The sequence below is a fragment of the Streptomyces sp. NPDC020875 genome (assembly GCF_040641415.1).
In the GTDB taxonomy this organism is placed as follows: domain Bacteria; phylum Actinomycetota; class Actinomycetes; order Streptomycetales; family Streptomycetaceae; genus Streptomyces.
Genome location: NZ_JBFADP010000019.1, coordinates 13449 through 25569, shown reverse-complemented (window position 1 = coordinate 25569; position 12121 = coordinate 13449). Strand labels below are relative to the sequence as shown.

Annotated in this window: 11 protein-coding genes; 6 read left to right on the top strand and 5 right to left on the bottom strand. The window is 72.9% G+C overall.

Annotated features, from left to right (window positions below; genetic code table 11):
• Nucleotides 1-3: 3 nt before the first annotated feature.
• The 4 genes from AB0G74_RS13295 to AB0G74_RS13280 form a co-directional block, all read right to left on the bottom strand.
• Nucleotides 4-1215 (bottom strand): pyridoxal phosphate-dependent aminotransferase, encoded by a 1212-nt coding sequence (locus tag AB0G74_RS13295; protein ID WP_361144565.1) that lies wholly within the window; start codon nt 1213-1215, stop codon nt 4-6.
• A 202-nt stretch (nt 1216-1417) separates the two neighbouring features.
• Complete coding sequence (locus AB0G74_RS13290) at nt 1418-1651, bottom strand: chaplin (RefSeq protein WP_361144562.1); 234 nt, start codon at nt 1649-1651, stop codon at nt 1418-1420.
• 234 nt (nt 1652-1885) lie between these two features.
• The gene (locus tag AB0G74_RS13285) at nt 1886-2296 is read right to left on the bottom strand and encodes a rodlin (RefSeq protein WP_358827112.1); all 411 of its coding nucleotides are present in this window, start codon (nt 2294-2296) and stop codon (nt 1886-1888) included.
• A gap of 690 nt (nt 2297-2986) precedes the next feature.
• Nucleotides 2987-3391, bottom strand: coding sequence for a rodlin (locus AB0G74_RS13280; RefSeq protein WP_358827113.1), 405 nt, complete (start codon nt 3389-3391; stop codon nt 2987-2989).
• A 266-nt stretch (nt 3392-3657) separates the two neighbouring features.
• On the opposite strand from AB0G74_RS13280, the gene AB0G74_RS13275 reads away from it, so the two are divergent.
• Nucleotides 3658-3897 (top strand): chaplin, encoded by a 240-nt coding sequence (locus AB0G74_RS13275; RefSeq protein WP_361144559.1) that lies wholly within the window; start codon nt 3658-3660, stop codon nt 3895-3897.
• A gap of 164 nt (nt 3898-4061) precedes the next feature.
• Here AB0G74_RS13275 and AB0G74_RS13270 read toward each other — a convergent pair whose 3' ends face one another.
• The gene (locus tag AB0G74_RS13270; protein ID WP_361144556.1) at nt 4062-4361 is read right to left on the bottom strand and encodes a hypothetical protein; all 300 of its coding nucleotides are present in this window, start codon (nt 4359-4361) and stop codon (nt 4062-4064) included.
• Between the two features lie 280 nt (nt 4362-4641).
• On the opposite strand from AB0G74_RS13270, the gene AB0G74_RS13265 reads away from it, so the two are divergent.
• The 5 genes from AB0G74_RS13265 to AB0G74_RS13245 all read left to right on the top strand — a co-directional run bounded on the left by AB0G74_RS13265 (nt 4642) and on the right by AB0G74_RS13245 (nt 11935).
• Nucleotides 4642-5751 carry a DUF3344 domain-containing protein gene (locus AB0G74_RS13265; protein WP_361144553.1) on the top strand — a complete coding sequence of 370 codons (1110 nt, stop codon included), beginning with the start codon at nt 4642-4644 and terminating at the stop codon, nt 5749-5751.
• 61 nt (nt 5752-5812) lie between these two features.
• On the top strand, nt 5813-7108 hold the full coding sequence (locus AB0G74_RS13260) for a glycosyltransferase family 4 protein (RefSeq protein WP_361144550.1): 1296 nt from the start codon (nt 5813-5815) through the stop codon (nt 7106-7108).
• A complete protein-coding gene (locus tag AB0G74_RS13255; RefSeq protein ID WP_361144548.1) occupies nt 7105-8673 on the top strand; it encodes an exopolysaccharide biosynthesis polyprenyl glycosylphosphotransferase in 1569 nt (522 codons plus the stop codon). Before AB0G74_RS13260 ends, AB0G74_RS13255 begins: the two co-directional genes overlap by 4 nt.
• Nucleotides 8674-8675: 2 nt before the next feature.
• On the top strand, nt 8676-10172 hold the full coding sequence (locus AB0G74_RS13250; protein ID WP_361144545.1) for an O-antigen ligase family protein: 1497 nt from the start codon (nt 8676-8678) through the stop codon (nt 10170-10172).
• Entirely contained in the window at nt 10169-11935 is a 1767-nt protein-coding gene (locus AB0G74_RS13245) for a lipid II flippase MurJ (RefSeq protein WP_361144542.1), read from the top strand. The genes AB0G74_RS13250 and AB0G74_RS13245 overlap by 4 nt, the downstream gene beginning before the upstream one ends.
• Nucleotides 11936-12121 lie beyond the last annotated feature (186 nt).

Sequence of the window (12121 nt, the reverse complement as noted above, 5' to 3'; positions counted from 1 at the left end):
GGGTCAGTGCTGCCCATAGCCGTCCAGGAAGGAGCCGATCCTGGTCACCGCGTCGGTGAGGTCGTTGACGGCGGGCAGCGTCACGATCCGGAAGTGGTCGGGTTCCGGCCAGTTGAAGCCGGTCCCGTGCACCACCATGATCTTCTCGGCCCGCAGCAGATCGAGCACCATCTGCCGGTCGTCCTTGATCTTGTAGACGTCCGGGTCGAGCCGGGGGAAGAGATAGAGCGCCCCCTTCGGCTTGACACAGCTCACTCCGGGGATCCGGGTCAGCGCCTCGTAGGCGGCGTCTCGCTGCTCCAGGATCCGGCCGCCGGGCAGGACGAGGTCCTCGATCGACTGCCGGCCGCCGAGCGCCGTGGCCACCGCGTGCTGTGACGGCATATTCGCGCAGAGCCGCATATTGGCCAGGATCGTCAGACCCTCGATATACGAGGACGCGTGTGTCTTCGGGCCGCAGACCGCCAGCCAGCCGGAGCGGTATCCGGCGACCCGGTAGTTCTTGGAGAGCCCGTTGAAGGTGAGGACCATCAGGTCCGGGGCGATCGCGGCGGTCGGGGTGTGGGTAGCGCCGTCGTAGAGGATCTTGTCGTAGATCTCGTCGGAGCAGACGACCAGCCGGTGGCGGCGGGCGATCTCGGTCAGCGACCGGAGCATCTCGTCGTCGTAGACCGCGCCGGTCGGATTGTTCGGGTTGATGATCACGATGGCCTTGGTGCGGTCGGTGATCTTCCGCTCCAGATCCGCCAGGTCGGGCATCCAGTCGGACTGCTCGTCACAGCGGTAGTGCACCGCGGTGCCCCCGGCCAGCGAGACCGAGGCGGTCCAGAGGGGATAGTCCGGCGCCGGGACCAGGACCTCGTCGCCGTCGTCGAGCAGGGCCTGCATCGACATCTGGATCAGCTCGGAGACCCCGTTGCCCAGATAGATGTCTTCGACATCGAGCGGGACGCCCTTGGTCTGGTAGTGCTGCATCACCGCGCGCCGCGCCGAGAGCAGACCCTTCGCGTCGCCGTACCCGTGTGCGTCACCGAGATTGCGGAGGATGTCCTCCAGAATCTCCGGCGGGCAATCGAAACCGAATGCCGCGGGGTTGCCGGTGTTGAGCTTGAGGATGCGATGACCGGCTGCCTCCAGCCGCATCGCCTCCTCCAGCACCGGACCGCGGATCTCGTAACAGACATTGGCGAGCTTCGTCGACTGGATCACCTGCATGAGCGGAGCTTACGGTGGCCGGTCGAAGATCGCCGAGTGTTTTAGCCCACGTCGCGACCGTCTCCCCGGCGCCAGGAAGGGCTCCCGGGCGGGAAGCCCGGGAGCCCTTCCTGTGGCATACACACCGAACGACACTGAGCGACACCGCACGCCACCCGGGTAACCCCGGAGAAGGCGGTACGGCGATCGGCCGGCGCGGGTGTCAGCCGTTGGCGCAGATGTTGCCCGCGGTCGGGTTCAGCAGCGCGATGATGTTCACGGTGTTACCGCAGACATTGATGGGAACGTGTACCGGAACCTGGATCACATTGCCGGACAGGACGCCGGGGGAGTTGGCGGCAGCGCCATTGGCGTTCGAGTCGGCCATGGCCGGAGCCGCGGAGCTGAGCGCCAGCAGAATACCGGCGACGGCGGCGGCAGCCTTCTTGTGCTTCATTGTGTCGATCCTTTCAGCGGTGGTGCCGAACGCGGGCACGACTCTCGTGCGCCGCGCCGACAGTTCCCTGTTCCATGGCGCCCCCGCAGATCTTGTAACGATTGCGTTCCCGTCCGGAAACCTCGGCTATAGCGGCCGGGGGAAAAGTCACTCGTATGCGAGGGTCCGGACCCGGAAAAGGGGGATGCCCCCGGGCGCCGAGCGCTCGGGGGCACCACTCGCGGGTCGGTCGGCTCAGTTGTTGCCGGCGCCGTTGCCCGAGAGGACCGGGATGTTGCTGAGGATGTGCGACAGCGGCTCGTCGCCCTTGGCCTGCGTCGAGTTCTCGGTGCACTGCTGGTTCTGCGGGGCCGACAGGATCGGGACGTCCTGGACGGCGATCGGGATGACACCGATCAGGGAACCGGCGTTGACCTTCGCCGGCAGGCCGATGCAGGGCTTGTTCAGCGACCCCTGGACGAGCGCCATCTGCGGGCTCATGTCACCGTGGGTGGCGGAGTTGCCGTAGGTCTGCGAGGCGCCGTTGCCGCTGAAGGACGTGGTGCCCGAGTCGTTGCCGATGGCCATGGCCGGAGCGGCCATCGTGGCGCCGGCGCCCACCATCGAAGCGGTGACCGCAGCGGTAGCCAGAATCTTCTTGATCACTTGATGTTCCCTTTTCGCTATGACGATCGATCGTGGAGCAGACTGATCAACTGCCCTCGATCCGTTTGGTTCCGCGCCTTCACCCGAAAGCCTGAGGGCGGCCGAATGGTCGACGCCCGGATTAATCGGAGGAGGATCGCCGGGGCGGCCCTCCTCCGACGGCGGCGGAGCGTGGCGCTTCTCCGGATGTGCCAGGCCAACTGGAAGCACGACTGCCCCACGACGCAATGCGCCGCCGGCTGGAGACAGACATCCGGCACGGATCCGATTCCACGGTCCGCGCGGATATTCAAGCACCGCGACGGGGGCGGGCGGCCATCGTTTCACCCGTTTGCCGGGTGAAGCTCCGCCGAGTGATTTCCGTCGAAAGGATGAGGCATTCGGCGGAGAGTTTTCGATGAATCGATTCCGCGCGGCTCGGGGGTCCGGTCGCCGGGATCCCGTACGCCCCGGAAGGCGCGGAGGCGGAAGGGGGCGGAATCGGGGTGGAGCGGCCGGAGGGCATACGTCCGGAATCCGGGCGACCGCGACCGGATTCCGGATGGGATTTCGGGCCGGAGTCCGGGAATCCGGCTTGCGGAAAGCATCCGTGCACCCATGGGCGGTCGGGGTCGGTGGGTGGGGAAAAAGGGGGAAACCCCCGGCACCGCGAGGATGCCGGGGGTTTCCGTGCCGCGTCGGGGGCGGGCGTCAGCTGTTGGCCACGCCGTTGCCCGAGAGGACCGGGATGTTGCTGAGGATGTGCGACAGCGGCTCGTCGCCCTTGGCCTGCGTCGAGTTCTCGGTGCACTGCTGGTTCTGCGGGGCCGACAGGATCGGGATGTCCTGGACGGCGACCGGCACCAGAATGCCCACGAGAGAACCGGCGTTGGCCTTGAGCGGCAGACCGACACAGGGCTTGTTGAGGGAACCCTGGACCAGGCCGAGCTGGGGGCTCATGTCGCCGTAGGTCTCGGAGTTGCCGTAGCTCTGCGACGCGTTGTTGCCGCTGACCGAGGTGGTGCCCTCGTGATCGCCGATGGCCATAGCCTGCGTGGCGCCCGCGCCGACCACGGAGAGGGAGACCGCCGCAGTCGCCATAACCTTCTTGAGCATGTTCCGTCCTTCTGTGTCGTGGATGCCCACTACCGGAGCGCTCTGACAACAGGGCCCCCCGAAGTTTGGTTCTCCCGGTTCACCCCAACGGCTCACCCGGTGCCGGGGCGCTGACGCGGAACTCCGCCGGTCCCCGGCTCCGTTGGGCCGAACGGGGGTCCCCCGAGGTGTCGCCCGTGTCTCCGCCGGGCATCGGCCGTTTCGATCTGTGTGAGCCCTTCACGCGGGGCATAACGCAGAAATTCGAACAGAAGGACCTATATCCCATGAAGACTGCCAAGAAGGCCGCCGTGGTGCTCGCCACCGCCGGTCTCGCCGCCGGTGCCGCCGCTGGTAGCGCGTTCGCCAGCAGCAACGCGAACGGCGCCGCCGCGAACTCCCCGGGCGTCCTGTCCGGGAACGTGGTGCAGGTCCCGGTCCACGTGCCGGTCAACGTCTGCGGCAACTCGATCAACGTCATCGGGCTGCTCAACCCGGCCTTCGGCAACACCTGCATCAACGGCTGACGTACCGCGTCGGCGATACGGGTGGTGCCCCCGGCTTCCCGCCGGGGGCACCACCCTTTTTTACTTTTCCGTTCGCCCCGTACCACCGGGCCGGGACGGACCGGGGCGCCGCCCCGGAGCCGCCCGTACGGCCCCGGGACAGCGCCCCGGCGAGCGGTCGGCCGTCAGTTGCCGAGGCTGATCCCGCCCAGCATCGGCGTGGCCCCGGCCGCCGTCTGCAGCACCTTCTCGGGCGCCTGGCCCTTAAAGCTGTTGAGCTGCATCGCCGTGTCCGCGACGTCCCTGACCGCGTTCCCGCTGCCGCCGTTGAGCAGCGGCGTCTCGCTCACGATCTGGTTGAGACCGCCGTTGAGGCTCATCGGGGGCATGGCCGACGGAGTCGCGGTCGCGGCCATCGCGGGCCCCGCCGCGCCGACCGCGGCCACCGAACCGACGACGAGCGCGGCCACCCTCGCATACTTCATCTTTTCGCATCCCTTTCTCCGGCGGCGGAGTTCGCCGCCTCCGCCCTGGACAACGAGACCCGGGCCCGGGGGTTATCGCCCGTTCCCGGCCGGGAAACCGAAAGCGTCATAACGAGCGGCCCCGGAAAAGGATGCGCCTGATCACTCGAAAGTCTCTTTCGGGTGGTCCGTACGTTGCCGAGCCGGTAATACAGGCGCGTCCGGCGTGATTACCGACGGTTCATCTGCCAAAGTGCCAATTCCTGTTTTTGTCGGGTTGACCGAGTGGGAGAGGCACCCCATGTCGAACGCGCCGGTTGTCGCGGGCCGTGGCGCCCGCGGGGCCGTACTCCTGCTGACGGCCGCGGCCCTGCTCGGGCTCGCCGCCCAGGGGGTGGGCGCCGCCGGGGTCTCGGACCAGCCCGAGTCGCCCCGGATCCCCTTCGTCCAGCGCTACCACGCCGTCCAGCACGGGGGGATCGTCCGGACCGCCAACGCGGCCATCACCTGCCGGACCCCCGAGACCACCGGGGCGGCGCCCTGCGCCACCGCCCAGGGCGGCGGCCGGGGGGTCAACGGCGACTACGAGATGTTCTACACGGACGAGGACGACGACCCCAACACGTACAACTCCAGCCGGGCCCGGCTGGCGCTCCCGGCCGGTGCCGAGGTCAGCTACGCCCGGCTGTACTGGGGCGGCAACCTGCGGGTCGGCGAGCAGAAGCCGCCGGAGGACAACGGCCGGGTGCTCGTCGCCGAACCCGGCGGGCGCTACAAAGAGGTCCTCGCCGACACCACCATCGCGCACCGGGACGCCGACGGCGCCGACGCCTTCCAGGCGTCCGCCGACATCACCCCGCTGGTCCGGCAGTCCGGGGCCGGACTGTGGACCGTGGCCCAGATCAATGTCGCCATGGGCCACTCGAAGACCGGCGCCTGGGGCGGCTGGACCCTCGCCGTCGCCTACGAGGACCCGGCGGAGCCGCTCCGCCACCTCTCCCTCTGGGACGGCTTCCAGACCCTGAACGCCGAACACCCCTCGTACGAGATCACCCTCGACGGGCTCCGGGTACCGGCCGGGGCGAAGGGAATCGCGGGTATCGCGGGATACGACGGGGACCGCGGGGTGACCGGCGACCGGGCCCGCATTCGTACGAATACCGGAAAGACCTTCGAACTCGAAAACACCGACAACCCGGCCGGGGACCTGATGAACTCCACCATCACGGGGCCCGGAACCGCGATCGTCAGACAACCCGCCCATAAGAACACCCTCGGCTACGACTCCGATGTCTTCGACATCGGTGCCGCACTGGTGTCCGGGGTCACCAGTTTGAGTTTCCGCTTCGAGACCGAAAACCTCGGATACTCCCTCGGCGTTCTCTTCGTACAGGCAGACACCCGCCGCTGACGTCCCCCGCGGTGCTGCTCGCCCCGAGCCTGATCCACCCCTCGTACCAAGAGAGCCGCACGTGCCGTACAGAACCCGGACCGAGCCGAGCCCACTGACCGTCCTCCATCTGGTGCAGCCGGTGGAAGGGGGAGTCGCCCGCGTGGTCACCGACCTCGTCCGGGCGCAGATCGCCGACGGGCTGCGGGCCGAGGTCGCCTGCCCGCCGGGCGGCGAACTCGCCGAGCGCGCCGCCGAGGCCGGGGCCCGGGTCCACGACTGGCCCGCCGCCCGGGCCCCCGGGCCCGGTCTGCCCCGGGAGCTGTGGACCGCCGCCCGGCTGATCCGCCGCAGCCGCCCCGACCTCGTCCACGCCCACAGCGCCAAGGCGGGGCTCGTCGCCCGGCTCGCGGTCCGCGGCCGGGTGCCGACCGTCTTCCAGCCGCACGCCTGGTCGTTCGACGCCGTCGAGGGCAGGGCCGCCGAACTGTCCCGGGTCTGGGAGCGGTACGGCACCCGCTGGTCGACCCGGACGCTCTGTGTCAGCGAGACCGAGCGGCGGGCCGGGGAGAACGCCGGGATCGCCGCCCGCTGGGCCGTCATCCGCAACGGCGTCGACCTCGGCCACTTCGGCCCGGGCGAGCCGCCCACCGGCCACGGCGACAGTAGGAACACCGGCCACGGCGACGGTACGGACACCGGCCACGACGACAGTAGGAACACCGGCCACGGCGACGGTACGAACGGCGGTACGGCGGGCCGGGACCGGCGGCGGCAGCGTGCCGGACTGCCCGAACTCACCGGCGTCCCCGACGGCGCGCCCGTCGTCCTCTGCGTCGGCCGGCTCTGCCGCCAGAAGGGCCAGGACGTCCTGCTGGCCGCCTGGCCCGAGGTCAGGGCCGCCGCCCCCGAGGCCCGGCTCGTCCTCGTCGGCGACGGCCCCGACCGGGCCGCGCTCACCCGGCTCGCCCCGCCCGGGGTCCGCTTCGCGGGCGCCATCCGCGACATCCGGCCCTGGCTGCGCGCCGCCGACGTCGTCGTCCTCCCGTCCCGCTGGGAGGGCATGGCCCTCGCCCCGCTGGAGGCCATGGCCTGCGGCCGGCCCGTGGTGGTGACCGATGTCAGCGGCGCCCGGGAGAGCCTGCCGCCCGGCCACGACGCCCACGCCCTCGTACCGCCGGAGGATCCCCGGGCCCTCGCCGCCGCGCTCGGCGCCCTGCTGGCGGATCCGGGGCTGCGGGACCGCCTCGGCCGGGAGGCCCGGGACCACACCCGGGCGACCGGCGACGTCCGCCGGACGGCCGCCGCCGTCACCGGCCTCTACCAGGACCTGCTCAACTCGCCCCCCACTTCGACGAGGAAGCGCACCAGGCGATGACGACGGAGAGCGCCCCCGCACCCCACCACCACCGGGCCGTCCCGGCGCCCGCGGTGCCCACGGCGGTCACCGCGGCCCTGCGCCCGCCGCGCCGCGCCGCCCGGCACCGGCACCGCGCGGCGAGCCGGGCCGTCCGGCGGCGTACCGGAACCGGACTCGGCCCCGGGGCGGGCCTGTTCGCCGCCGACGCCGCCGCCCTCGCCCTGACCCCGCTGCTGGCGCCGTCGCCGCCGTGGCCCGCGGCCGGGGTCGCCGCGGCCGTACTGCTCCAGCCCGCCGTCCACGCCTGCCGCGGCCTGTACCGGCCCCGGCTCTCCCCGTCCGCCCTCGCCGAACTCCCGAACCTGGCCCTGCTCGCCCTCCTCCAGTGGCTGGTCCTCAACGAGACCGCCGCCTCCTACGCCCCCGAACGCGCCCTCGGCTGGGGCGCGCTGCTGCTCGCCGCCGCCGTCCAGGCCGTGCTGTGCTGTACCGCCCGCGCCCTGCTGTACGAGGCCCGCCGCCGGGCCGGGGCACGCCGCCCCCGCTCCGTACTCGTCGTCGGCACCGGCCCGTTCGCCCCCCGGGTCACCGCCGCCCTCGCCGAACACCCCGGCTACGGGATGCGGCCGGTCGGCCTGGTCGGCGCCGCGCAGCCCGCCGGGCAGCCCCTCGCGCCCGTCCCGGCGCCCGGCGGAGTGCCCGTCCCGGCGTTCGGCGGCGACCACCCCGAACGGACCGGCGGCCCCGCCCTGCCGCTGCTGACCACCGCCGAGGACGTCCGCCGGGCCGTCGTCCAGAACGCCGTCCGCGACGCCGTCTTCACCGAGCAGCCCGGCGCCGACCACGAATCCTCCGCCCTCGTCGCCCTGCTCGCCGCCCACGGCGTCCGGCAGTGGCTGATCGACGGCGGCGCCGCCGGGGGCAACCTGTGGCGCCGCGCCGCCGGACCCGACCATCTGTGGGGCTTCGCCGTCCAGCCCCTGCGCGGCGGGCTCCACCGGCCCGTGGCCCGGGCCGTGAAACGCGTCATCGACACCGTCCTCGCCGGTCTGGCGCTGCTGGCCGCCGCGCCCGTGCTCGCCGCCTGCGCCCTCGCCGTACGCCTCACCGGCGGCCCCGGGGTGATCTTCCGTCAGGAGCGGATCGGCCTCGACGGCCGGCCCTTCACCCTGCTGAAGTTCCGTACCCTCGCGCCCGCCGACGAACACGAGTCCGCCACCTGCTGGAACATCGCCTTCGACCACCGGCTGAACGCCACCGGCAGTCTGCTCCGCCGGACGTCCCTCGACGAACTCCCGCAGCTGTGGAACGTGGTCCGCGGCGATATGAGCCTGGTCGGGCCGCGGCCCGAGCGCCCCTACTACGTCGGCCGGTTCAGCCATCTGTATCCCGGCTACGCGGCCCGCCACCGGATGCCCGTCGGACTCACCGGCCTCGCCCAGATCCACGGACTGCGCGGCGACACCTCCATCGAGGAGCGGGCCCGCTTCGACAACCACTACATCGAGACCTGGTCGCCCTGGCAGGACCTCTGCATCATGGCGCGGACCGCCGTCTCCCTGTTCCGGCTCGGAGGCAGCTGATCATGGCCGCCCCGTGGGCCCTGCCCCGACCGCGCCGCGCCGACGGACCGACCCCGGGCCCGAGGCCGATTCCGTGGGAGCTGCTGCCACTGATCGTGACGGTCCTCCTGCTCGCCGTTCCGCTGCCCTCGGGCGCCTCCGGCGGCGGGGGCGTCGGACCCGCCGACATCGCCTCCGGTGTCCTGGTCGTCTGCTGTCTGGCCCGGGTGCTGCGGACTAGGGCCAGGCCCCTGAGCCGTACCGCCGCGTTCGTCGTCGGCGCGCCCGCCGCGGCGATCGCCGTCGCCACCGTCACCGCCGTCGACCCGACCGCCGCGCTGCCCGGCTTCGTCCGCTACCTCCAGGTCTTCGTCCTCGTCCCGGCCGCCGTCGTCCTGCTGGTCCGCGACGCCCGCGACTTCCGCGCGGTCACCGGCGCGCTGGTCGTCCTGGCCCTGGTCCAGGGCGCGATCGGGGTCCACCAGTACGCCACCGGCACCGGCGCCTCCTATATGGGCGAGGACGTCCGGGCCGTCGGCACCTTCGGCCCCACCGACGTCATGGGCATGGCCACGGTGGTCGCCTACGGGCTCCTCGCCGCCGCCGCCCTCGCCCTGCGGACGCCCCCGGGCGCCCCGGTCCGGCTCCGCCCGGCCGCCGCGGGCGCCGCGGTCCTCCTCGTCGTCCCCCTCGGGCTCTCCTTCAGCCGCGGCGCGTGGATCGCCACCGCCGTCGCGGCGCTGGCGATGCTGCTGCTCGCCGGGGTGCGGCGGGCCCTGACCGTGCTCGCGGTCACCGCCGCCGCGACCGTCGTCCTGGTCGGCGGCCTCGGGGTCGGCTCCGCGATGATCGGCGACCGGCTCGACAGCATCACCCGCGTCACGGACACCCCGGACCGCTCGGTCACCGACCGGTACACCATGTGGGCGGCGGCCGGGAGCATGTGGCGGGAGCGCCCGCTCACCGGCGTCGGCCTCAAGGGCTTCCCCGACCACCGCGACTCCCACGCCGGGATCGGTCTCTCGTCGGGCAGCGACACGGCGGGCGCGGGCCGGGAGTTCCTGCGCCAGCCGCTGCTCTCCCCGCACAACATGTACCTCCTCGTCCTGAGCGAGCAGGGCCTGATCGGGGCGACGGCCTTCGCAGGCAGCTGGGCCGCCCTGCTGGTCGGCGGCGTCCGCCGGCTGGTGGCCCGGCGCGGCGCGCTGGACTGCGGCCTGGCGGCGGTGGCGCTGACGCTCTGGCAGACGGTGGACTTCCTCTACGCGGACATCGGCGGCCCCTCCACGGTCCTCACCGGCATCGTGTTCGGCCTGGCGGCCCGGTGGGCGCTGGCCCCGCTGGGCGAGCCGGAACCGGCGGTCACGGGTGGCGGCGGGGGAGCGGCGGGTCCGGGCACCGGTCCTGGCGGCGCGCGGGTGCCGCAGCCGGGCGGGGGCGACCGTACGGCGGCGTCCGGGGCGGCGTGCTCCGTACCGCCGTCGCCCGCCGGGGCGTCCGCGGCCGGGACGGCCGGATGACGGGCGTGGATACCCGCGACGGTACGTCCACCGCCCGGACCGAGCCCTCCCGGCTCGGCAACGCCCTCGCCAGGGCCGCCGCCGTCACCGCCGGACTGACCCTGGCGGGCGCGCTGCTGGGCCTGGTCCGCGACCAGACGATCGCCCGGATCTACGGCGCGAGCGTCGAGAGCGACGCCTTCCTCATCTCCTGGACCGTGCCCGAGATGGCGGCGACCCTGCTGATCGAGGACGCGATGGCGCTGCTGCTCGTACCCGCGTTCAGCCATGCCCTGGCCCGGCGTACGGCCGCCGGTCCGGGCGCGGGGGCGCTCCCCGTACCGGGCCCGGAGGATCCGGTACGCGAACTCGTCCGCCACACCTTCCCCCGGCTGTTCGCCGTACTCGCCGCCGCGACCCTGCTCCTGGTGGCCTTCGCCCCGCAGTTCGTCGCCGCGCTCGCCCCCGGGTTCGCCGATCCGCAGCTGGCGGTCGACTGCACCCGGCTGACGGCCCTGACGGTGCTGACGTTCGGCGTCGCCGGGTACTTCAGCGCGGCGCTGCGGGCCCACGGCAGCTTCGTACCGCCCGCCGGGGTCTACGTCGCGTACAACGCGGGGATCATCGCGGCCACCCTCGCCCTGCACTCGCTGTGGGGGGTCCGCGCGGCGGCGGCCGGGGTCGCGCTCGGCGGCGCGCTGATGATCCTGGTCCAGCTCCCGTCCTTCGCCCGCCGCGTCACCCCCCGCCGCGCCGCGTCCCCCCGCCCGTCGTTCCCCCACCCCCGCAAGGGCGTCCCGGCGGAGCCCCCGGGGGCGCGGGTGACCGCGCGAGCGGCCCCGGACGACCCGCGGCCGGAAGGCGAGCCCACGGGGCCCGGCGCCCATGACGACCGGCCGCGCCCCGAGACCCCCGACCGCGTCCGGCTCGGGCTGGCCCTGCTGGCGCCCGTCGTCCTGTTCGCCGTCAGCCGCCAGTCCCAGGTCCTGGTGGAGCGTTTTCTCGCCTCGTCCCTCCCCAGCGGCGCCATCTCGCATCTCAACTACGCCCAGAAGGTCGCCCAGATGCCGATGGTGCTGTCGCTGATGTTCTGCACCGTCACCTTTCCGGCCGTCGCGCAGGCCATGGCCGAGGGCGACCGGGACCGGGCCCGCCGCCGGGTGGAGAACGATCTCGCGCTCGCGGGCCTCGTCGTCCTGCTCGGTACGGCCCTGATCCTCGGCTACGCCCCCCAGATCATCGAGGTCCTCTTCCAGCGGGGCGCCTTCGACGCCGGGGACACCGAGGCGACCGCGACCGTGATGCGGGTGTACGCGGCCGGGCTCCTCGGCCACACCCTGGTCGGCGCGTTGTGCCGCCCGTTCTTCTCCGCCGGGCGGCCCACCTGGTATCCGGCCGCCGCGATGGCCGCCGGGCTGGCGGTGACCGTGGCCGTCGGCGCGTCGGCCGTCGGCCCGTGGGGTGTCTACGGCATCGCCGCGGCCAACGCGGCCGGTATCAGCACCACCGCCCTGCTCCTGCTGCGCGGCCTCGGTTCCCGGGTCGTCGCCATCCGGGTCCGGGCGATCACTCCGGCACTCGGGCGGCTCGCGCTCGCCGCCGGGTGCGCCGCCGCCGCCGGACGCCTCGCCGCGGGCACGATCGACTCGGCGCTGCCGAGCCTGGCCGTGGGCTGTCTGCTCGTCCCCGCCGTCTTCGCCGTCACCGGGCTCGCGGTCCGAGCCCCCGAAGTCGTCCATCTGCTGGCTCTCACCCGACAGAGGATCGCCCGACATGTCAGCTGACACGGCGCCGCCGTCGCGCCACCAGACGATCGCCGCCCGCCCGGTCCCGTCCGCCGAGCAGGCCCGCCACCGGGCGGCGGGCCGCCCGTGGCGGGTCGTACGGTTCCTCCCCGCGTCCCTCCGGCTCCGGGCGGAACCCCCGTGCCCCCCGTCCGCGCCTGCGAAGGGGCCCAACGGGCGGGCCCT